Source organism: Caulobacter sp. BP25 (assembly GCF_002737755.1).
Taxonomy (GTDB): Bacteria; Pseudomonadota; Alphaproteobacteria; order Caulobacterales; family Caulobacteraceae; genus Caulobacter.
Window position 1 is genome coordinate 628,868 of the sequence record NZ_PEGH01000017.1, and the last position, 21,682, is coordinate 650,549.

At 66.8% G+C, this 21,682-nt stretch carries 20 protein-coding genes; 4 read left to right on the forward strand and 16 right to left on the reverse strand.

Annotated elements, in window-relative coordinates:
- Positions 1-17: 17 nt before the first annotated feature.
- Entirely contained in the window at positions 18-2,192 is a 2,175-nt protein-coding gene (locus CSW59_RS13235) for a xanthine dehydrogenase family protein molybdopterin-binding subunit (protein ID WP_099444456.1), read from the reverse strand.
- Complete coding sequence (locus CSW59_RS13240) at positions 2,189-2,644, reverse strand: (2Fe-2S)-binding protein (protein ID WP_099444457.1); 456 nt, start codon at positions 2,642-2,644, stop codon at positions 2,189-2,191. Before CSW59_RS13240 ends, CSW59_RS13235 begins: the two co-directional genes overlap by 4 nt.
- Positions 2,645-2,789: 145 nt before the next feature.
- Between CSW59_RS13240 and CSW59_RS13245 the strand changes: the two genes are divergently transcribed.
- The gene (locus CSW59_RS13245; RefSeq protein WP_099444458.1) at positions 2,790-3,101 is read left to right on the forward strand and encodes an MliC family protein; all 312 of its coding nucleotides are present in this window, start codon (positions 2,790-2,792) and stop codon (positions 3,099-3,101) included.
- A gap of 14 nt (positions 3,102-3,115) precedes the next feature.
- Positions 3,116-4,012 (forward strand): NAD(P)-dependent oxidoreductase, encoded by an 897-nt coding sequence (locus tag CSW59_RS13250; protein ID WP_099444459.1) that lies wholly within the window; start codon positions 3,116-3,118, stop codon positions 4,010-4,012.
- A gap of 8 nt (positions 4,013-4,020) precedes the next feature.
- Here CSW59_RS13250 and CSW59_RS13255 read toward each other — a convergent pair whose 3' ends face one another.
- From CSW59_RS13255 to CSW59_RS13265, 3 genes are all read right to left on the reverse strand, one after another.
- A complete protein-coding gene (locus tag CSW59_RS13255) occupies positions 4,021-5,673 on the reverse strand; it encodes an MFS transporter (RefSeq protein ID WP_099444460.1) in 1,653 nt (550 codons plus the stop codon).
- A 94-nt stretch (positions 5,674-5,767) separates the two neighbouring features.
- A complete protein-coding gene (locus CSW59_RS13260; RefSeq protein WP_099444595.1) occupies positions 5,768-6,451 on the reverse strand; it encodes a Fe2+-dependent dioxygenase in 684 nt (227 codons plus the stop codon).
- A 148-nt stretch (positions 6,452-6,599) separates the two neighbouring features.
- Positions 6,600-8,912: a TonB-dependent siderophore receptor gene (locus CSW59_RS13265; protein ID WP_099444461.1), complete on the reverse strand. Its 2,313-nt coding sequence runs from the start codon at positions 8,910-8,912 to the stop codon at positions 6,600-6,602.
- 271 nt (positions 8,913-9,183) lie between these two features.
- Here CSW59_RS13265 and CSW59_RS13270 point away from each other — a divergent pair, with 271 nt between their 5' ends.
- Positions 9,184-9,882 (forward strand): ribonuclease T2, encoded by a 699-nt coding sequence (locus CSW59_RS13270; protein WP_099444596.1) that lies wholly within the window; start codon positions 9,184-9,186, stop codon positions 9,880-9,882.
- 321 nt (positions 9,883-10,203) lie between these two features.
- A complete protein-coding gene (locus CSW59_RS13275) occupies positions 10,204-10,716 on the forward strand; it encodes a hypothetical protein (protein WP_143754997.1) in 513 nt (170 codons plus the stop codon).
- A 121-nt stretch (positions 10,717-10,837) separates the two neighbouring features.
- On the opposite strand, the gene pnp is transcribed toward CSW59_RS13275, so the two are convergent.
- The 11 genes from pnp to CSW59_RS13330 all read right to left on the reverse strand — a co-directional run bounded on the left by pnp (position 10,838) and on the right by CSW59_RS13330 (position 21,658).
- On the reverse strand, positions 10,838-12,976 hold the full coding sequence (gene pnp / locus CSW59_RS13280) for a polyribonucleotide nucleotidyltransferase (RefSeq protein ID WP_099444463.1): 2,139 nt from the start codon (positions 12,974-12,976) through the stop codon (positions 10,838-10,840).
- Between the two features lie 249 nt (positions 12,977-13,225).
- Positions 13,226-13,495 carry a 30S ribosomal protein S15 gene (rpsO, locus tag CSW59_RS13285; RefSeq protein ID WP_096052942.1) on the reverse strand — a complete coding sequence of 90 codons (270 nt, stop codon included), beginning with the start codon at positions 13,493-13,495 and terminating at the stop codon, positions 13,226-13,228.
- Between the two features lie 14 nt (positions 13,496-13,509).
- Positions 13,510-14,442, reverse strand: coding sequence for a tRNA pseudouridine(55) synthase TruB (gene truB, locus CSW59_RS13290; RefSeq protein ID WP_099444464.1), 933 nt, complete (start codon positions 14,440-14,442; stop codon positions 13,510-13,512).
- Between the two features lie 2 nt (positions 14,443-14,444).
- The gene (gene rbfA, locus CSW59_RS13295; protein WP_099444465.1) at positions 14,445-14,891 is read right to left on the reverse strand and encodes a 30S ribosome-binding factor RbfA; all 447 of its coding nucleotides are present in this window, start codon (positions 14,889-14,891) and stop codon (positions 14,445-14,447) included.
- Positions 14,892-14,962: 71 nt separating this feature from the next.
- Positions 14,963-15,772 carry a dienelactone hydrolase family protein gene (locus CSW59_RS13300; RefSeq protein WP_099444466.1) on the reverse strand — a complete coding sequence of 270 codons (810 nt, stop codon included), beginning with the start codon at positions 15,770-15,772 and terminating at the stop codon, positions 14,963-14,965.
- Positions 15,773-15,829: 57 nt separating this feature from the next.
- Complete coding sequence (locus tag CSW59_RS13305; protein ID WP_099444467.1) at positions 15,830-16,396, reverse strand: hypothetical protein; 567 nt, start codon at positions 16,394-16,396, stop codon at positions 15,830-15,832.
- On the reverse strand, positions 16,393-16,905 hold the full coding sequence (locus CSW59_RS13310; protein WP_099444468.1) for a DUF2939 domain-containing protein: 513 nt from the start codon (positions 16,903-16,905) through the stop codon (positions 16,393-16,395). Before CSW59_RS13310 ends, CSW59_RS13305 begins: the two co-directional genes overlap by 4 nt.
- 42 nt (positions 16,906-16,947) lie before the next feature.
- The gene (locus CSW59_RS13315; protein WP_099444469.1) at positions 16,948-17,361 is read right to left on the reverse strand and encodes a type II toxin-antitoxin system VapC family toxin; all 414 of its coding nucleotides are present in this window, start codon (positions 17,359-17,361) and stop codon (positions 16,948-16,950) included.
- The gene (locus CSW59_RS13320) at positions 17,358-17,621 is read right to left on the reverse strand and encodes an AbrB/MazE/SpoVT family DNA-binding domain-containing protein (RefSeq protein ID WP_143754998.1); all 264 of its coding nucleotides are present in this window, start codon (positions 17,619-17,621) and stop codon (positions 17,358-17,360) included. Before CSW59_RS13320 ends, CSW59_RS13315 begins: the two co-directional genes overlap by 4 nt.
- 136 nt (positions 17,622-17,757) lie before the next feature.
- Positions 17,758-20,805, reverse strand: a complete 3,048-nt coding sequence (infB, locus tag CSW59_RS13325) for a translation initiation factor IF-2 (protein WP_099444471.1) — start codon at positions 20,803-20,805, stop codon at positions 17,758-17,760.
- Between the two features lie 202 nt (positions 20,806-21,007).
- Positions 21,008-21,658, reverse strand: a complete 651-nt coding sequence (locus CSW59_RS13330) for an RNA-binding protein (RefSeq protein WP_099444472.1) — start codon at positions 21,656-21,658, stop codon at positions 21,008-21,010.
- Positions 21,659-21,682 lie beyond the last annotated feature (24 nt).

Here is a 21,682-nt window from a genome sequence, read left to right on the forward strand (position 1 = left end):
TCCAGCCTGCCGCTTCGTCAGGTGTCCCGGATCAGGGGAAGCCGAGACGTGGCCCGCTGGTCGAGCGCCAAAAGGGCGTTGGCCACGGCGGGCCCGATGACGGGCGTGCCAGGCTCGCCCACCCCGCTGGGCGGGTTTCCAGAGGGCAGGATATGGGTCTCCACCGTCGGCGCCTCGTTGATCCGCAGCACGCGATAGGTGTCGAAATTACCCTGGTCGACCACGCCGTCCGTCAGGGTCACCTGGCCGAACAGCGCCGCTGACAGGCCATAGCAGGTCCCGCCTTCCATCTGGGCGGCGATCTGGTCGGGGGAGATCGCGACGCCACAGTCGATGGCCGTGACCACCCTGCCGACGCGTGGAACGCCGTTCTCAAGCTTGACCTCCGCCACCTGGGCGACGACCGAACCGAAGCTCTCGTGCACCGCCACGCCCCGCGTCCAACCCGCCGTGGCGAGGGGGCCGGCCTTCTCGGCGGCGTGGTTCAGCACGGCCAGATGGCGATCGGCGCCAGCCTTGCGATAGAGCGCACGGCGGTAGTCGACCGGATCCTGGCTGGCCTTTCGGGCCAGCTGGTCGATCGTATGCTCCATCACGAAGGCGGTATGGGTCGCGCCGACAGAGCGCCACCAAAGCACCGGCACGCCCACGTCCGGACAGGCGACCTGAGCGTCCACCACCGGCGTGGCCTTGAGGTAGGGCGAGTCCGCCGCGCCCTCGATCGCCGTCGGATCCGGCCCCTTGCCCGCCGGCATGGGCGAGCCCTTCATGATCGACTGGGTGACGATGCGGTGGCGCCAGGCGGCGGGATAGCCGTCCTTGTCGAGGCGCACCTTGACGGCATGGACGACGATCGGCCGGAAGTAGCCGGCGCGCATGTCGTCCTCCCGCGTCCAGACCAGTTTGACCGGTCGCCCCTCGCCGACCGTCTTGGCGATGTGGACGCACTCGGCGACATAGTCGGACTGAAAGCTGGAGCGGCGACCAAAGGAACCACCGGCGAACAGGGTCTCCACCTCGACGGAACCGGGCAGGCAGCCCACGATCTTGGCGGCGTTTAGCTGGTCCAGCGTAGGACCTTGCGACCCGAAGACCAGTTTCACCTTCGATCCATCGACCGAGGCGACGCAGTTCATCGGCTCCATGGTGGCGTGGGCCAGATAGGGGAACTCGTAGGTCGTCTCGAACACGTCCTCGCCCTTGGCCGAGGCCAGGGCCGAGGCGTCGCCGCGCTGATCGAACGGCTCCCATTTGACCGACGTATCCTTGCCGACGAGGACGTCCTTGAAGTGCTGGGTGATCGCGGCCGAGCCGCGTTTTTCGGCCTTTTCCTCGTCCCAGGCGACGGTCAGGGCGTCGCGCCCCAGCTTGGCGGCGTAGGTGTTCTGGGCGACCACAGCGACGCCGGACGGAATCTGGAAGACGTCCACAACGCCCGAGATCTTCTTGGCTTCGGCGGCGTCGAAGCTTTTGACCTTGGCGCCGAAGCGCGGCGGATGGGCGACCATAGCCGTCAGCATGTTGGGCAGCCGGACGTCCTGGGTGAAGCGGGCCGTCCCGTCGCTCTTGGCCTGGGCGTCCTTGCGGCGCACCCGGTCCGTGCCGATCAGGGTGAAGGTCTTGGGGTCCTTCAGCGTCACGTCCTTGGGCGGGGTGACCTTGGCCGCGTCCGCCAACAGCTCGGCGAAGGCGGCGGTCTTGCCCGAGCCGTGGGTGAGCACGCTGTCCTTGACGGAAATCTCGCCCACCGGGACGTTCCAGCGATTGGCGGCGGCCTGGACGAACATGGCGCGGGCGGCGGCGCCAGCCTTGCGTAATTGCTCCCAGGAATTGGAAATCGCCGACGAGCCGCCGGTCAGCTGCGCTCCGACCGAGCCGTTGGAATAGAGCTTGGCGTTAGCCGGCGCGTACTCGACTCGCACCCGACTCCAGTCAGCGTCTAGTTCTTCCGCGACGATCGCCGCGAGACCCGCGTGGCTGCCCTGGCCAAACTCGATGTGCTTGGAGATCACCGTCACCGCGCCGTCGGGCGCGATCTTGATGAAGGGGCCAAAAGCGCCGACCTCGACCTTGGAGCCGAGACTCATAAGGTCGGCCGGCGAGCAGCCGACTAGCAACGAGCCGCCGACCAGCGAGGCGGCGACGACCACGTCACGGCGGCTGGGCGCCTCGGGCTTGAAGGGCGCGTTCATCGGGCGCCCTCCTCGGCGACGTCCTTGATGGCCGCGCGGATGCGCTGATAGGCGCCGCAGCGGCAGATGTTCCCGGCCATGGCGCTGTCGATGTCCTCGTCCGAGGGCTTGGGCTTCTCGGCCAGAAGCGCGGCGGCCGACATGATCTGGCCCGACTGGCAGTAGCCGCACTGGGGCACGTCATGGCGCACCCAGGCCTCTTGCACCGGGTGGGCGCCGCCCAGGCCTTCGATGGTGGTGATCTTGCCCCCGCCGACGGCGGCGATCGGCGTCACACAAGCGCGGATCGGCTGGCCGTCGAGGTGAACCGTGCAGGCGCCGCATTGGGCGACGCCGCAGCCGAACTTCGTCCCCGTGAGCCCCAGTTCGTCGCGCAGCACCCAGAGCAGCGGCGTGTCGGGCGCGGCCTGAGCGGTCACCGGCTTGCCGTTGATGTCCAGCGTGGTCGCCATGCTTTTTTGCCTCCCAGCGGTCTCCCGCGCTGAAAGCTAACACCGTTCACATCAGGCTTGACCAGCGTAAATCGCGATCACCTGGATCGTGATCGACCAAACCCGCTATGCTGAGCCGATCGACCATCCCCCAGGAGATCTCGACATGCGGCGCGCGCTCGTCCCCCTCGTCCTGCTCGCCTTGACGGCGGCGGGCTGCGCGACCCTGGCGCCGGACGCCACCGACGCACCGATCCGCTATCGTTGCGAGGCGGGCAAGAGCTTCACCGCCGCCTACGCCCTGCATGGGAAGCGGGTCCTGGTGACGGCTGGCGGCGTGTCGCGAACGCTGAAGCTGGCCCGCTCGGGCTCTGGCGCGCGCTACACGGCGGGCGGGTCGGAAATCTGGAGCAAGGGCTCCGAAGCCATGCTCAAAGGCTTCCCGGGCGGCCCCTACAAGGCCTGCCGGTCGCAGTAGTCAAAGGACCTGACGTGGACTCGTTTCCCGCCTATTTCCCCCTGGCCGGGCGCAAGGTCGTGATCGCCGGTTTGGGCGAGGCGGCCGAGGCCAAGGCCCGGCTGTTTGAGGGCTCTCCCGCCACGGTCGTTCGGCTCGCGGCCCCGGACGCCTTCTCGCCCGAGGCCTATAAGGATGCCGTCCTGGTGTTCGTGGGCGACCCCGACGAGGCCTTCGTCCAGGCCGCCATCGCCGCCGCGCGAGCGGCCGGGGCGCTGCTCAATGTCGTCGACCGTCCTACGCTCTGCGACTTCAACACGCCCGCCATCATTGATCGGGGACAGGTGGTCGTGGCGATCGGCACCGGCGGGTCGGCGCCCGTTATGGCCAGCCTGTTGCGCAACGTCATCGAGGCTCAGGTTCCCGAGGGTATCGGCCGGGTCGCCGCCCTACTCGCACGCTTCCAGGACGAGGTGCGGCGCGCCCTGCCGGTGCTGCACGAACGGCGAGCCTTCCTGCGCGCGGCGTTGAGCAGCTCGGCGGCGGAGGCGGCCTTGGCCGGCGACATGGCGCGAGCCGAAACCCTGCTACGCGATGCGCTCGCCAACGGCGCGCCCCGCACGGGCGGCGTGAAGCTGCTGGCCGCCGCCGGGCCGGTCGACCTTTTGAGCCTGCGTGCGACCCGCGCGCTGGGAACGGCCGATGTCGTGGTGATCGAGCCGGACGCCGATCCGGAAGTCGTCAGGCTGGCGCGCCGCGATGTCGAGCGCCTGGCGCCGGACGAGGCAGACGCCAGTCATCTGGTGTCGCTCGCGCGCGAAGGCCGGCAGATCGTCTGGCTGTATGCTCGCCCGCTCGCGCCCGCCTTGCTGAAAGCCCTGACGGACGCGGGCGTCGTCGTCGACACCCTGCCCGTCGCCGCGTCCGGCTGAAGGCGTTCTTAGTCCAGCGGCCGCCCCTTGGTCTCAGGCAGGAAGAATATGGTCGCCAGCACGCTGATCAGGGTGAAAACCACCGGGTACCAGAGCCCGGCATAGATATCGCCGACCGCCGTCACGATGGCGAAGGCGAAGAAGGGCACGAAGCCGCCGATCCAACCCGTGCCGATGTGGTAGGGCAGCGACAGCGCCGTATAGCGCACGCGCGTGGGGAACAGCTCCACCAGGGCGGCCGCCAGAGGTCCGAACAGCGCCGTCGCCGCGATCACGAACACGAACAGCACGGCCAGGATCATCGGCCGGTTTATCCGCGCCGGATCGGCCTTGGCCGGATAGCCGGCCTCGACGAGCGCGGCCTTGATCTTGGCCTCGACAGCGGCCTTCACGGCCTTGGCCTGAGCCGGGGGCAGGCCCTTGGCGCTTTGCGACACCACCTCGACCCCGCCGACCTTCATGCTGGCGACGGCGCCAACTGGCGCGGCCTGATTGGCGTAGGAGACGCCGGCATTGGCCAGGGCGGTCTTGACGATGTCGCAGGCGGTGACGAACGCGGCCTTGCCGACCGGATCGAACTGCAAGGAGCAGTCCTTGGGATCGGCGACCACCACCACCGGGGCGCGGGCGCTGGCCTCAGCGAGGGCGGGGTTGGCCGCCCTCTCCAGCAGATGAAAGCCGGGGAAATAGAACAGCAGAGCCAGGGTCATGCCGCCCAGCATCACGGGCTTGCGGCCGATGCGGTCCGACAGCCAACCGAACACGACATAGAAGATGGCGCTGATCGCGGTGGCGGTCATCATCAGGCCGTTGATGGTGACCGGATCGACCTTCAGGAACTTCTCCATGAAGGTCTGGACGTAGAAGAAGCTGGTGTACCAGACCGCGCCCTGCGCCGACATCATGGCGAAGAAGGCCAACAAAACGAGTTTCAGGTTCTTCCACTGGCCGAACGCCTCGGCATAGGGGGCCTTGGAGGCCTCTCCCTCGGCCTTCATGGCCTCGAAGGCGGGGCTTTCGGTCAGCTTCATCCGCATCCACACCGAGATACCCAGCAAGCCGATCGAGACGGCGAACGGAATGCGCCAGCCCCAGGCGTCAAAGGCGTCCGGACCGACATAGACCCCCAGGGCCCAGCGGGTGGCGAGGATGACCAGCAGGGCGCCAAACAGACCAAAGGCGGCGGAGGTCTGCACCCACGAGGTGGCCCAACCCCGCTGGTCGGGCGGCGAGTGCTCGGCGACATAGATGGCCGCGCCGCCATATTCACCGCCCAGGGCGAAGCCCTGCACGCAGCGCAGCAGGACCAGCAGGATCGGCGAAATGATCCCCGCCTGCTGGTAGGTCGGCAGGAAGGCGATGGCGAAGGTCGCGCCGCCCATCAGCAGCACCGTGGCCAGGAAGGCGCCCTTGCGGCCAGCCTGGTCGCCGATCTTGCCGAACACCAGGGCGCCCAGCGGCCGGAACGCGAAACCCACGCCAAACAGAGCCAGGGCGGCGATGTAGCCGGCCGTCTCGGGAAGCCCGGTGAAGAAGGTCTTGGAGATGACCTGGGCCAGGCTGCCGAAGATGAAGAAGTCGTACCACTCGAACGCCGTGCCGGCCGAAGACGCCGCCACCACGGTGCGCATCGAGGCGCGTTCCTGACCTTGGCCAGCCATGTCGTTCCCCCGAGATTTTCGACCTGCTTAGCCTGCTTCAGGGTCGAGGGGGAAGACCTGGCGGAACAGAGTTAGGCGAACCGTTCTCGACGGTTCAGACCTCGGCCCATTGGCGCAGCAGGTTATGATAGACGCCGGTCAGGGACAGTATGCCCTCGTTGTCCGGTTGCAGCTGGCGCGACAGGCGCTGGATCGCCACGTCCATGTCCAGCAGCAGGCCGCGCTTAGCGTCGTCGCGCACCAGACTCTGGATCCAGAAAAAGCTGGCCGTGCGAACGCCGCGCGTGACCGTCGTGACGTGGTGCAGGCTGGTGCTGGGATAGAGGATCGCATCCCCCGCCCCCAGCTTGACGACATGGTCGCCATAGAGGTCGTTCACCACCAACTCGCCGCCGTCATAGTCCTCGGGCTCGGCCAGGAAGAGGGTGCAGGACAGATCCGTGCGCAGCCGCTGGCCGGTGACCGGATCGCGCCGGATGGAATTGTCGACATGGTCCTTGAAGCCCATGCCCTCGCCATAGCGGTTGAACATCGGCGACAGGATGGTCTGCGGGAGCGCCGCCGAGACGAACAGCGGATTGGCCTCCAGCGCCTGGACGATGATCGCCCCGACCTGCCGCGCCTCGGCGCTCTCCTGCGGCAGCTGCTGGTTGTTCTTGGCGCGCGCGGCCTGGAAGCCCGAGGTCACATTGCCGTCGACCCAGGGCCCCGCATCGAGGATCGCCCGGCACTCGGCCACCTGGGTCTTGGTCAGCACCTCGGGAATCTGCAGCATCATGAGCGACATCCTTTTGCGAACCGTTCCTAGCTGGATGGGCCGGCGTCTCCTTTGATCCGGATCAGATCATCGCCCAGATCAAAAGGAAAAACGCCCCGACCGACAAAAGCCGGGCGGGGCGTTGGCATGAAGCACCGTAAGGGGAGGATCAGTACTTCACATTCAGGGTCAGGATCGCCTGGCGGCCCGGCGCCGGATCGGCGTGGTGCACGCCGTTGGTGCGCAGGATGTAGCGCTCGTCCGTCAGGTTCTGGACGTTGAGCTGTAGGTCGGCCTTGTCGTTGACCTTCCAGGAGGCGAAGGCGTCATAGCGGGTGTACGAAGGCGCGAAGACCTTGTTGGTCCCGCCGCCGGCGCCGCCCTGGTTGCCGCCGAAGCTCTTGGACACGTAGTAGGCGCCGCCGCCGACCGACAGGCGCGGCAGCACCCGGTAGGTCGTGAACAGGCTGACGGAGTTCTTCGGCGTGTTGGCCAGCGGATCGCCAACGTTGACGCTCGTGTAGGGGCCCTTCACCAGTTCGCTGTCCATGTAGGTGTAACCGCCGAACACTTGCCAAGCGCTCGTGATGTTGCCCGATACGCCCAGCTCAACGCCCTGGACACGAACCTCGCCCGCCTGTTCGGTCTGGGTCGCGCTGACGGCGATCACGGCGTTCTTGCGCTCGGTGCGGAACACAGCGCCCGACAGCGCCAGCTTGTCATTGAAGACGTTCCACTTGGCGCCGGCTTCGATGCTGGTGGTGTCTTCCGGATCCAGAACCGCCTGGGCCGCCGTGGCCGCGGTGTTCTGGTCGCCGGCGGCGATCGTCGGCGGCGTCGAGGACGTGGCGTAGGACACGTACAGGCTGCTCGACGGCGTCGGCTTGTAGTTCAGGCCGATCTGATAGTTGACGAAGTCCCAGCTGGCCTTCGGCAGATTGGCGTAGGTGACGGCGGTGACGACGCCATTGGCGGTGGTCGCGGTCGCGTTGTAGCCGCGTGTGGAATAGTCGTCGTAACGGACGCCCACGTTCAGCAGCAGCTTTTCCGTCAGGTCGATCGTGTCGAAGGCGTAGATCGAGCCGCTGCGGGTCTTCGACTGAGAGGCCGGGCCCCGATTGATGACACCGGCCCAGGCGTCGTCCGGGTTCGGCGCATACAGACGCGTGCAACCGCCGTTTCCACCGCCGGTGAAGCCGGTCGGGCAAGCCGAACCGCTGGTGGTGAAGAAGGTGTAGGTGGCGTTGTCGTTGACTTCGCGCGACAGCTCCACGCCGATGTTGAAGCGGTTCTTCAGTCCGGCCAGTTCAAACTTGCCGGTCAGGTCGGTGACGAAGGCGGCCGTGGTGGTCTCGTTCCAGCGCGACTTGGTCCCGCGCAGCATCCACCACTCGCCGGCCACGAACTGAGCAGCGCCGCCGTCGCCGGGATTGGTGACGAAGTAGTCGTTCAGCGTCTTGGAGTAGCGAACCACCTGGCGCACGGCGAGGTCTTCGTTGATCTCGTGACGCACCGCGATCGTGGCGATGTCGGCCTTGGTCTTCATCCAGTCGCGATCCAGGCCATAATAGGCGTCGCGCGAGACGTCCAGGATGCCGCTGGCCGGACGCGTGCGGCTGTCAGTGCCGGTCGCGCCCCAGGTGCGCTTGGACGCCAGCGGGATGCCGTAGTCCGGGTCCTGGTCGGTATCCAGGTGATAGTAGCTGAGCGTGGCCTGGGTGTCGGTGTCGATGCCGAAGGCCAGCGAGGGCGCGACGCCCCAGCGCTTGAACGACACGCTGTCACGGCCGGGCGTGTCGCCGCCCGTGGCCATCAGGTTCAGGCGCAGCGCGGCGTTCTTGGCGAAAGCGTAGTTGCCGTCGGCGGTGACACGATAATACTGGTCGGTGCCCGCAGCGGCCGAGCCGGCCACGAAGCTGTCGGCCTTGGGAGACTTTGACGACAGGTTGATGCTGCCGCCGCCGGAACCGCGGCCACTATAGACCGAGTCCGGACCCTTGATGACTTCAACCTGCTCAAGGTTGAACACTTCGCGCGTCTGGCCGCCGCTGTCGCGCACGCCGTCGACGAAGACGTTGTTTCCAGAGCTCTGACCACGGATGAACGGACGGTCGGCCAGGGGCTGGCCGCCTTCGCCCGCGCCGAAGGTGATGCCCGGCGAGGTGCGCAGGATGTCGGCCAGCGAGGTGGCGGCGGTCTGCTCGATGATCTTGGACGGGATGACCGTCACCGAGCGCGGCGTGTCCAGCAGCGGCGCGGTGAACTTGCTTGAGGACGGATCGGCGACCCGCTTGCCGTCGATCTTGACGCCGGAAACCTCGTTCTTGTCGGCGGCGGACGCGGTGGCGATCGGCGCCGCGGCGTCCACTTCGGCGGCCGAGGCGGCCTGAGCCAGGCCAAGGCCCGCGAGGCCGGCGACGGCGGCGACGCCCAAGGCGCGGCGAGGCCGGCTCACAATGCCAGCGAAGGTCGGATTACGCATGTTGATCTTGTCCCCAGTGAGCGCGAACGGCGCCCGTCCTGAAATTGCGAGGCGTTCTTAGCGACCTTGAGACGCAGTCGCAATGATAATCGCTCGCAATTGCGACCTGTGTGTCAATTATGAGACGCGCGTCTTCGCCAGGGCGCGGCGCTGACGGATCGTAACGGCGCTAACCGTGCGCATGGCCACCGAAGCCCGGCGCTGAGCGGCGCTTGACGGACGAAGCGGCGCGGGTCCCTATCCGCGCCGTTTGGAGCGTCCGGAGCCGATCATGAAGACCGCCATTGTCGTCGCCGCCCTGCTGTCCATCGCCGGCGTCGCCCAGGCTTCGGACCTCAAATCCTGCGCCCTGCCGACGTCGGTGACCCCGGCGCCGGCCGAGATCCCGCCGCCCGACGAGATCCATCCTGACGTGCCGATCGCGGCCTATCTGCTGGCGCTATACTGGTCGCCGGAGTCGTGTCGTTCGGCGATCCCGGAGTCCGACAAGGCCATCCAGTGCCAGGCCAACAGCTTCGGCTTCACGGTGCATGGCCTTTGGCCGAACGGGCCAGACAGGGTCCATCCCCGCTACTGCCGCATGAGCCCGCCGATGAGCCCCGCGACCGTCAAGGCCAACCTGTGCATGACGCCCTCGCCCTGGCTGCTGCAGCACGAATGGCAGGCGCATGGGACCTGTGCCTGGGACACGCCCGAGGCCTATTTCAAGAAGACGCGACAGGTGCGCGAGCGCCTGAAGGTTCCCGACCTTGATCCCGGTCCCGACGGAACCATGACCGCCGGCGAGATCCGCCAGGCCTTCATTTCCCGCAATCGCGGCGTGGCGGCCGAGGGCCTCAATGTCCGGGTCAAACAAGGCCGTCTGACCGAGGTCTGGGTCTGCATGGACCTGAAGTTCAAGTGGGCCGCGTGCCGGGGCGGCAATGGTCCGGCCGACGCGGTGGTCGTGACGGTGACGCCGAAGCGGTAGGGTTGGGCGGAAGGGGCGCATGCCTAAGGGGGATGGAGTCGTACTCACCCCCGCCAACACAACGCCTGACTTGTCCGCCCCTTGCGGGCGGAGCCGTCCTTACATCTTACGGCGAGACGATCGCCGAGGCGTACAGGTCTCTCAAGGACCGGTCTTCGACCGGCCGCGCCGCGGCGGCCCGGAGGGCCGTCCTTGACAGACCTGTACGCCTCGGCACGCTGCAGCCTCTAAGAGATGTAAGGATCGCACCGACCCTGGAGGTCGGGTGGCGACTGGTTTCGGGCCATTTCTCCTGCATCCGACCGTATGTAAGCTGCCTGCATGTCGAACCTTTCTCAAACACCATCACCGCGTCGTCGTCAGGCCACTCCTCTGCGCATGAATCGGCATGAGAAGGTCTTCCTCGACAGCCAGATTCTGAATCTGATCGCCGACAGTTCTGACGCGGACATGAATGTCCTCGCCGCCTCTGGGGACATTCAGCTACTGATGCCCTATTCCGTGGCTCGGGAGGTCGATATGCCCTCAACACCGGCTCATGTGAAAAAGGCGGCCGCCAAATTACAAAGGTCGGTTCAGGTAGGACTAAACGCGGAAGAGCGGGCCAACATGGCGGCTTTTACCGACGCGCTCATGGGCAAGAAGAAGCCCGAAAACATCGTGCCCGACCTGAAGCACGCATGGGAAGCTCGGAAGTATGGCCGCTTCCTCATCTCGATCGACCATGACTTGTTGAGCCGCTCGATAGCCATCCGCGATTGGAATGGCTTGCATGTGCTGCGCCCCGCCGAAGCTCGCGCGCTTCACGATGCCATGGTCGGACGAGATAGGTAGATGTGCGTGCGACGCTCGCGACGCAGCTGCTACGCCAGCTAAGTAGCTCCAAACGCAAAACGGGCGGCTCCTTTCGGAGCCGCCCGCCTGATAGCGTCCGGAATGGGAAGCGGAAAAAGCCTTACGCTTCTTCGGCCGCCGCTTCCTTCTTGCTCAGGTCTTCGCCAGTTTCCTGGTCGACAACCTTCATCGACAGCTTGGTCTTGCCGCGGTCGTCGAAGCCCAGGAGCTTGACCTTGACGATCTGGCCTTCCTTCAGCACGTCCGACGGCTTGGCGACGCGTTCGTTGCTGATCTGGCTGACGTGGACGAGACCGTCCTTGGCGCCGAAGAAGTTCACGAAGGCGCCGAAATCGACGACCTTCACGACCTTGCCGTCGTAGATCTTGCCGACTTCCGCTTCGTCCGTGATCGACTTGATCCAGTCGATCGCGGCCTTGATCTTGGCGCCGTCCGAGGCCGAGACCTTGACCACGCCGTCGTCGTTGATGTCGACCTTGGCGCCGGTGGTCGCGACGATCTCGCGGATCACCTTGCCGCCCGAGCCGATCACTTCACGGATCTTGTCGGTCGGGATGTTGATGGTCTCGATCTTCGGGGCGAAGTCGCCGACGTCTTCACGCGGCGCGTCCATGGCCTTGTTCATCTCGCCCAGGATGTGAGCGCGGCCTTCCTTGGCCTGAGCCAGGGCCTGCTCCATGATCTGGGGCGTGATGCCGGCGATCTTGATGTCCATCTGCAGCGAGGTCAGGCCTTCGCTGGTGCCGGCCACCTTGAAGTCCATGTCGCCGAGGTGATCCTCGTCGCCCAGGATGTCCGACAGAACCGCGAAGCCGTCCTTTTCCAGGATCAGGCCCATGGCGATGCCCGAGACCGGACGAACCAGCGGCACGCCGGCGTCCATCATGGCCAGCGACGAACCGCAGACCGTGGCCATCGAGGACGAACCGTTGCTCTCGGTGATCTCCGAGACCAGGCGGATCGTGTAGGGGAAGTCTTCCTTGCTCGGCAGCATCGGGCGGAGAGCCCGCCAGGCCAGCTTGCCGTGGCCGATTTCGCGGCGGCCCGGGCTGCCCATACGGCCGGTTTCACCGACGCTGTAGGGAGGGAAGTTGTAGTGCAGCAGGAAGGATTCCTTGTAGGTGCCTTCCAGGGCGTCGATGAACTGCTCGTCGTCGCCGGTGCCCAGGGTGGCCACGACGATGGCTTGGGTCTCGCCGCGGGTGAACAGGGCCGAGCCGTGGGTGCGCGGCAGGATGCCGACTTCGCCCAGGATCGGACGCACGGTGCGGACGTCACGGCCGTCGATGCGCAGGCCGGTGTCCAGGATGCCGCGACGCACGACGTCGGCTTCCAGTTCCTTGAAGATCGCGCCCAGCTTTTGCGGGTCGTAGCCGGTCGGGTTCTCGTCCGACAGGCCCAGGGCCGCGACGGCCTTCTTCTTGGCGGCGCCGACAGCTTCGTAGCGGTCTTGCTTCTTTTGGATCTTGTAGGCAGCGGCGATGTCGGCGCCGACCAGATCCTTCATCTTCGCCTTGATGGCGTCGGTGTCTTCCGGCTCGAACGCGAAGGGCTCCTTGGCGGCGTGCTCGGCCAGGTCGATGATCGCGTCGATCACGGCCTGCATTTCCTTGTGGGCGAAGTTGACGCCGCCCAGCACGATCTCTTCCGAGAGCTCCTGGATTTCGGATTCGACCATCATCACGGCGTCGGCGGTGCCGGCCACGACGAGGTCCATCTTGCTTTCCTTGATCTCGTCGAGAGTCGGGTTCAGCACGTAGCCGTCATTGATCCAGCCGACGCGCGCGGCGCCGATCGGGCCCATGAACGGGGCGCCCGACAGGCACAGGGCGGCCGAAGCGGCGACCATGCCCAGGATGTCGGGATCGTTCTCGAGGTCGTGCTGCAGCACGGTGACGACGACCTGGACTTCGTTCTTGAAGCCCTTGACGAACAGCGGACGGATCGGACGGTCGATCAGGCGGGAAACCAGGGTCTCCTTTTCCGACGGACGGCCTTCGCGCTTGAAGAAGCCGCCGGGGATCTTGCCGGCCGCGAAGGTCTTTTCCTGATAGTTGACCGTCAGGGGGAAGAAGTCTTGGCCCGGCTTCTGGCTCTTGGCGAACACGGCGGTGGCCAGGACGACGGTTTCGCCCATGGTGGCCAGGACGGCGCCGTCGGCTTGACGGGCGATGCGACCGGTTTCGAGGACCAGCGTCTTGCCGCCCCACTCGATCGTCTTGCGCTTGATATCGAACATTTTTCTTCTTTCGGTTCCCGCGGGCGGATTCCCATCGGGGCGGACAGGGGGCGGACGGCTAAGGACAGCCGGCCCGATGATCCTCATCCAGTGTGACAGGCGGGTTTGAGGACGTGAACCCTCGGACAAAAGGACGGCCCGGTTGGAGCGGGCGCCCTTGAGGAACCTGGCGTACGGCCTGTCTCGGCCGCCGGGCTCCCAATACGCGATCCGCCGCCCTGCTTTCGCGGAGCGGCGGACCTTAGTGCCTTAGCGACGCAGACCCAGCTTTTCGATCAGGGACTGATAGCGACCGGCGTCGGACTTCTTCAGGTGGTCGAGAAGCCGGCGACGCTGGGAAACCAGCTTCAGCAGGCCACGACGGCTGTGGTTGTCCTTCTTGTGCGTCTTGAAGTGCTCGGTCAGGTTCGAGATGCGTTCCGAGAGGATCGCGACCTGGACTTCAGCGCTGCCGGTGTCGCCAGTGGTGCGGGCGTGTTCGGCGATGAGAGCGGCCTTGCGCTCGATAGTGATCGACATCGGGTTGTCTCCGCTCAGGTGAGTTGGAAGACCCGCACCGGATTGAGCTTCCCAGCGCGCATCTCGCACAGGGCCACCAACCTGTCGCCGGACATGGCGGAAACGGTGCGATCGCCGGGCGGAAGCTCGGCTTTCAACGTTTCCACCTGACGCGGAAGCAGGACGATGGCGCGTCCCTGTGCAAGCCGGAAGGCGTCTTCGTCGGTCACGGCCAACGCCGGGATGTCGTCCAGCGCGGTCTCGACCGGAAGCAATGCCTCCGACAGCCGGGCCTCATAGCTCAAATTCTCGAGAGTTTCCAGCGATATCGAGCCTTGTTCGGTAAACCCGCCCACCCGCGTCCGACGCAGATCGGCGACGTGACCGCACGCGCCGAGGGCCTTGGCCAGGTCGCGGACCACGGCGCGGACATAGGTGCCCTTGCCGCATTCCATCTCCAGCGTGATGTGATCGGCGTCTGGCTGCTCGACAACCTTGAGGCCGAAGATCGTCACCTTGCGGGTCGGCAGCTCGAACTCGACCCCCTCGCGGGCCAGGTCATAGGCGCGCTCGCCGTCGACCTTGATGGCCGAGAAGTTCGGCGGGATCTGATCAACCTCGCCGATGAAGGCGGGCAGGACCGCCTCGACCTGCTCGCGGGTTGGGCGAACGTCGGAGCTGGCCGTGGTCTCGCCCTCGCGGTCGAGGGTGGTGGTGTCGCGGCCCCAGGCGATGGTGAAGCGATAGGCCTTGTCGGCGTCCATCAGGAACGGGACGGTCTTGGTCGCCTCGCCCAGGGCGATCGGCAAGATCCCAGTGGCCAGCGGGTCCAGCGTGCCGGCGTGGCCGCCCTTCTGGGCGTTGAACGCGCGGCGCACGCGGGAGACCGCCGTGGTCGAGGTCAGGTCGTAGGGCTTGTCCAGGCAGATCCAGCCCGAGACGGCCTCGCCCTTCTTGCGGCGAGCCATACTCAGTCCTCGTCTTCGCCGAGGACGTCCGAAAGGCGACGCGTGTCCTGCTGGACCTTCGGGTCCAGGAACAGCTTGTCCATATAGGCCGCAGTCCCGAAGCTCTCGTCGTGGATGAACTTCAGGTCCGGCGTGAACTTCATGTCGATGCTGCGGCCCAGGCGCCCGCGCAGGAACTTCGACACCCGGTTCAGGCCCTTGATGACCTCGGTCGTGTCCTGGCCGGTCAGGCCCGCGCCCAGGGGCTCAACAAAGCAGACGGCATGCTTGAGGTCGGGGCTCATCCGCACTTCGGACACGGTGACCGAGATGTTTTGCAGCGCCTCGTCGGCCAGTTCCTCCTCCCGGAGGATCTCGACCAGGGCGTGGCGGATCAGTTCGCCGGCGCGGAGCTGGCGTTGCGAGGGGCCGGTCGCGGCGCCCTTCTTGTTGTCGGTATGGCGCTTCATGGCGCGGACGTCCTTGCGGCCCGGCCGGCGGATCGAACGCCGGTGCGCGGGGAAAATCGAAGGCGCGGTGTCTAGGCCTCTCCCGTCGGAATGTCCAGCGCGCCCACCCTCTCCTGGAAGAACGCGATCACCCGGTCCCGCGCTTTCATCGTCCCACAGTCGGGGACGGAGCGATGCAGATGCAGGGTCAGGACGGAGTGAGGGGCCATGGGCACCCCGGGCGCGGCGTCGTGGTCCTCCAGCTCGATCACCTCGACCTTGTCGCCGAACTCGGCCTTCAGCCGGGCGATGCGGGCGTCGGGCACAAGCTTGTCGGACCGGAACCGCATGGCGATCAGCGACAGGTCCTCCTCGGCGAACCGCCGCTTGGCGCAGGCCAGTTCGGCGGTCGAACAATCCAGCCCTCCGCGATCCAGGAACGGCAGCGAAGGCTGCGACATGACCGGCGCCACCACGGCCGGCTCGGTCATCATCGCCAAGGCGAAGCCGCCGGTGAAGCACATGCCCACCGCGCCAACGCCCTTGCCTCCGCACTCGGCGTGAGCCGCCCGCGCCAAGGCCCGCAGCCAATCGACGATCGGGCTGGAGCGGCCGTCCTTCCAGACGCTGAACTCGCGCCGGACGCACATATTCTTGAGGATCTCGCCGATCGCATAGCCCTGCGTGACGGTCTTGCCGGGCTTGCCGAACAGGCTGGGACAGAAGGCGGTCATGCCCGCGTCCGCCAGATCTCGCGCGAAAGCCAGGACGCCCGGATGCAGGCCTGGGACCTCATGGATGACGATCACCGCTGGCCCCGCGCCGATGCGATAGACTTCGCGCGCCCAGCGGCCGTCGTCGAACGCGAAGCGCTCGAAGCCCGTCAGCGGATCGTCCGGCATCCCGTCGCCCTCCCTGTCTGGGAGCAAGGCTAGACCTTAAGGCACGATACGGCCAGATCAGTAGGAGGTGTCGGGATGCTGGGGGCTATCGGTCCAGTCCTGCATCGGATCCGGCGCGGAACGTCCCTTCGGCAGCCGCCATTCACCCCGGTAGGAGAAGTCCAAGGTGCCGCACAGACGCGCCTTGCCAGCCGCCTTGGGATCATCGCCGAACGCCTGGATTCGCAGGTCGCGGCGGATGACGATGGTGCTGAACGACAGCCAAAGCCGCGTTGAGCCCGCGCAGAAGGCGCGGACATAGATCTTGCCCTGTGCCGCGCTGGCGTCGACTTCGTAGAGCATGACGTCGGTGTCGACGCCCTCCATCGCCGAAAGACCGTCCGGTCCCAGGTCCTTCTGGCGGGCATCCTTCAGCCGCGCCTCAGCCGGCACGCCGGTGGCCAGCACCTTGATCGGGCGACCGGGGCCCAGCAGGCCCTGGTTGAAGAGGATCGTCACCCCGGCGCCGGTCAAACGCTTGGCGTCCGGCGAGATCGGGTCGTACGAGAACATCCGCGTCTCGGCGCGGACGGGCGTCGCCGCCAGCATCACCAGGGCCATGCCAGCCCAGATCCTCGCCCTCATCGCTTCAGGCGCAGGTTCGCTGCCTGCGAGTCGAAGCCAGACAGGCGCCAGCGGTCGCCCTCCCGCGTGAAGGTCAGCAGGCATGGGCCGTCCTTCTTGGCGGCGCAGACCCGGCCATCGCCGGCGGGACGCAGGGCGGCGGCGATCGTGACGCGTCCGGGCAGAGGCTTGTCGGCCGTATAGCCGTAGTAGGTGGCGGCGGCGCGGAAGGTCTCCGGCCGGATCAGCGCCTCGCCCGCCACATCGGCGATCGGTCCCGCCGCCAAGGCCGCCAGCACCGCGACCCCATCGCTGGAACCTCGCCGGCGCGCCTCGTCCATCACCCTCGCCTCGATCTGACCCTTCAGGGCCTGGCGATCGACATGGGCGTCGAAACCGGCTCGGTCATTGTTCCGGATGGCGACGAGCAGGGCATGGACGTCGCCAGCCGCGTCATAGCGGTCGGCCGTCGCGCAGGCGCTCAGCGAGGCGGCGACGGCGGTCAGAGCAAGGAGAGCCTTGATACGCATGCGAAAGGCCTAGCGCCTGATTGGGGCGATTTCCAGTCTGGTCTAGTTGGGCAGAACCTCAACGCCGCACCGAAGGGCGGCCGAGGCCAGCGGCTTGTCCAGAGTCGCCAGAACGGCGCCCTGCCGGATCGCCAATTCCAGATAGGCGGCGTCATAGAGGGTAAGGCCAAGGCCCCTCGACAGAAGCAAGGTCTCTGTCCAGGCGCGTTGATCCGTCTCTGGGTCGATGGCGATCGGGAAGGCGCTCAATGTCCGAAGCACTTCATCGGCAAAGTCATTCGACGCGCGCCCTCGGACAACGAGCGTGCGCAGAACATTGGCGACCTCGAGCCGCCAAAGCGACGGCGCGGTCGCTCCATGCAGCGAGAGGTTCCCCATGACGGCCTGCGCTGCTTCGGTCCGCTCCTCTTGGACGAAAGCGGCGATAGTCAGAGAGGCGTCGAGAACGATCTTCACCGCCGGCCTTCGTCAATGAGCTCGCGAAGGGACAGGCCTTCAAGGGACACCATCTTCGAAAGTTCCAGCATCCGCGCTACGGCGGCCTGCGCTCGCTGACGCGCATCGGCCTGGGCGCTCGACCGGCGGAGCACGATATCGCCGTCCTGAATTTCGATATCGACCTGCTCGCCCTCCATTAAGCCGGTAGCCCGGGCGATCTCCTGCGGCACGCGAACCGCCAGGCTCTTGCCCCAGGTTCCGACGGTGATGCTGGTCATGACGAGCTCCAAACGTGGGATATCCTAACATATCCCGCCCTGGAGTCGATCCTCGCCCCAAAGACCTCGCGCCAAAGACAAAGGGCGCGGACCTTGCGATCCGCGCCCTCCGGCATTTCCGATCTTACAACCAGCCCTAGTCGAGCTGGCGCTTGATCTCTTCGACGGTGAAGCACTCGATGGTGTCGCCGACCTTGATGTCCTGGAAGCCGGCGAACATCATGCCGCATTCCTGGCCGACGGGGACTTCGTTGACCTCGTCCTTGAAGCGCTTGAGCGTCTGCAGGGTGCCCAGTTCCAGAACCACGATGTCCTGACGGATGATCCGGACCTTGGCGCCCTTGCGGACCACGCCTTCGGTGACCTTACAGCCAGCGACCTTGCCGACCTTGGAGATGTCGAAGGCTTGCAGGACTTCGGCGTTGCCGAGGAAGGTTTCGCGCTGGATCGGGGCCAGCATGCCCGAGAGCACGCCTTTGATGTCGTCCAGCAGGTCGTAGATGATCGCGTAGTAGCGGATCTCGACGCCTTCGCGTTCGGCGAGGGCTCGCGCCTGGGCGGAAGCCCGGACGTTGAAGCCGATGACCGGCGCGCCGGCGCCCTTGGCCAGCATGACGTCGCTTTCGCTGATCGCGCCAGCGCCCGACAGGATGATCCGCGCGCGGACCTCGTCGGTCGACATCTTGTCCAGCGAACCGATGATCGCTTCGGCCGAACCCTGCACGTCGGCCTTGATGACCAGCGGCAGTTCTTTCAGCTTCTTGTCCTGCAGCTTGGCCATCATGTCGGCCATAGAAGCGCCGGCGCCCACCGGGGCCATCGACTTCTCGCGCTTCTGGCGGATGCGGTACTCGGTCAGCTCGCGGGCGCGGGCCTCGTTCTCGACCACGGCGAAGGCTTCGCCCGGCGAGGGCACGCCGTCCAGGCCGAGGATCTCGACCGGGGTGGCGGGACCGGCTTCGGTCAGCTGCTCGTTACGCTCGTTGAGGAGCGCGCGGACGCGGCCGAACTGGGCGCCAGCGACGACGATGTCACCGCGCTTCAGCGTGCCGCGGTTGACCAGGACGGTCGAAACCGCGCCGCGGCCCTTGTCCAGCTTGGCCTCGATCACCACGCCGTCGGCGGTGCGGTCGGGGTTGGCCTTCAGGTCAAGCACTTCGGCTTGCAGCAGTATGCCTTCCAGCAGTTCCTCCAGGCCGGTGCGGGCCTTGGCCGAGACCTCGATCAGCTGGGTGTCGCCACCCAGGCTTTCGACGACGATCTCGTGCTGGAGCAGCTCGTTGACCACGCGCGTGGAGTCCGCGCCGGGCTTATCCATCTTGTTGACGGCGACGATGATCGGCACCTCGGCGGCCTTGGCGTGTTTGATCGCCTCGATCGTCTGGGGCATGACGCCGTCGTCGCCGGCCACCACCAGCACCACGATATCGGTGATGTTGGCGCCGCGAGCGCGCATTTGCGAGAAGGCGGCGTGGCCGGGCGTGTCCAGGAAGGTCACGCGCTGGCCGTCCTTCAGGCGAACCTGATAGGCGCCGATGTGCTGGGTGATGCCGCCGGCTTCGCCCGCCGCCACGTCGGTGGAGCGCAGGGCGTCGAGCAGGCTGGTCTTGCCGTGGTCGACGTGACCCATGATCGTGACGACCGGGGGGCGCGCTTCCATGTGATCGTCGTGATCGTCGGCGCCGATGAAGCCTTCTTCAACGTCGGCTTCCGAAACGCGCTTGACGGTGTGGCCAAATTCAGTGGCCACCAGCTCGGCGGTGTCGTTGTCGATGACGTCGTTGATCTTCAGCATCACGCCCTGACGCATCAGGAACTTGATGATGTCCACGCCACGCACGGCCATCCGGTTGGACAGCTCCTGCACGGTGATGACGTCCGGGATCACGACTTCGCGGGCGACACGGGCCTGTTCGGCCACGCCGCCGCGGCGCTTTTCCTTTTCACGTTCACGGGCCCGGCGAACCGAGGCCAGCGAACGCATCCGATCGGCTGAATCCCCGTCGCCAGCGACGGCCTGGATGGTCAGGCGGCCTTCGCGGCGCTGCGGAGCGCCCTTGACGCGCGAGACGGCCTTGTTCGGCGCGGCGCTCTTGCGACGATCATCGTCCTCGTCGGGGCGGCGGTCCATGACGCCGCCGCCGGGACGGGGCGCCGAGCGCGTGGCGCGCTGAATTTCCGGCGTGGCCGGAGCTGCAGCAGGCATGCCCGGGCGCGGACCACGCGGCGGACCGCCGGGACCACGAGCGCCCGGCGCCGGACGCGGCGCGAGGGCCGAGTAGCGCACGGTCTGCTGCGGGCGGTCGCCCTGAGGACGATCGCCTTGCGGACGGTCGCCGCGATAACCACCGCGATCGCCTTGCGGACGATCACCGTCGGGACGCGGACCGCGCGGACGGTCGCCCTCGGGGCGCGGAGCGCGCTGACCGAAGTTGGCGCCGGCGTCAGGACGCGGCGAACGCTGATTGAACGGACGCTCGCCTTGCGGAGCCGGACGATAGGTCGTCGTGGTCGGACGATCGTCGCGGCGGTCGCGGCTGGGTTCGTAGGTGCGAGTCTGGCTCGACGGCGCGGCGCGCGGACCATCCTGACGCGGCGCGTCCTGGCGCGGCCCTTCCTGACGAGGGGCTTCGACCCGGGGCGCGACCGGCGCTTGCGCGACGGGCTGCTGAACCGGAGCCGGAGCCGGCGGCGTCGGCGGCGTTACGGGCGCGGTGGGAACCGGGGGCGCAGGCGGAGCTGCAGCCGCGCGTTCGGCCGCAGCCTTGGCGGCGGCTTCGCGCTGGGCGGCTTCCTGGGCCGCGCGGGCGCGGGCCTCTGCGGCGGCGCGTTCGGCGGCTTGGCGAGCTTGCGCCTCGCGAGCGGCGTCGACAACGCGTTGACGGGCGCGAAGCTCTTCCTGCGAAAGACCACCAGCCGAACCGCCGCCAGCCGGCGCGCCGCCTTGCGACTGCGGCGGGCGGGGCGCGGGGGCGTCGTGACGACGCTCGGCCGAGGACGGCGCGGCAAGGTTGCCGGAGGCGGCCGCGTGAGGCCGCGTCCGCTTGGTTTCCACCACCACCGTCTTGGTCCGGCCGTGGCTGAAGCTCTGCTTCACGACCCCGGCGCTCACCGAGCCCTGACGGGGCTTCAGCGTGATCGGGGCTCGTCCGCCGGGTCGGCCGTTTTCGTTCTCGTCGCTCATGCGCTCGCTTGTACTTCCGCCAGGCGGTACCTGGCTAAAAAAACCGTTCGTTCCATGTGAGAAAGGGGCCTGGACGTACCTGCAAAAGCAGGCGCGTTTCCCGACCCTTCGCTCACGAACACGGTCCGGATGACCGTATCCAACGTCTTAAGATTCTAGAGCTTTTGCATCGCACCGTCGGTCCCGGTGAGATGCAAAAGCTCTAGCCCTCCTCGCGTTCCCTCGCCGTCCAGTCGGGCGGCGAAAGCGGGCGGAAGCCTGATAAACGCTCGACATCCAAAGTCCAGCGATCCAGTCCACGCCCAGAGAGGAGCGCCGTGTGTATCACATTCTCCCCACCCAAGGCCAAACCCAATTCGTCCGAACTGAACGCGCCCAGCAAACGGGGCGGGGTTGGGGCCTTGCGCGCGGCGGCGAGAATCTTTCGGCGACCGTCCTCTGCGCCGTCCGACGCCTCGATCAGCCAAGCCACCTTGCCCGTGGCGAGGGCGGCGACCACCTTCTCGTAGCCCGAGATAATAACGCCGGCCTTCCTCGCAAGGCCGAGCCCCTCCAGAACACGTCGGGCCAGGAGCGCCTCGACCTGATCGGCCAGGTCTGGCCCGACCGTCAGCTTCGTCTTGGCCGCGCGCGAAAAGAGGCCCTTCTTGGCGGCGGTCGCGACCGAGTCCCGATCAGCGCCGACCCAGATCCCGCGCCCTGGCAGCTTGCGCGCCAAGTCCGGAACCACCGCCCCGTCTGGCCCCGCCACGAAGCGGATCAGGCGCGCCTCGTCGGTCGCCTCGCCCAGGACGATGTCCTTGCGCTGGCGATTGGCTTCGGCGTGGGTCTTGGGGGCGGCTTGGTCGGTCATGGTTCCTAAAATAGCGAACGGCCC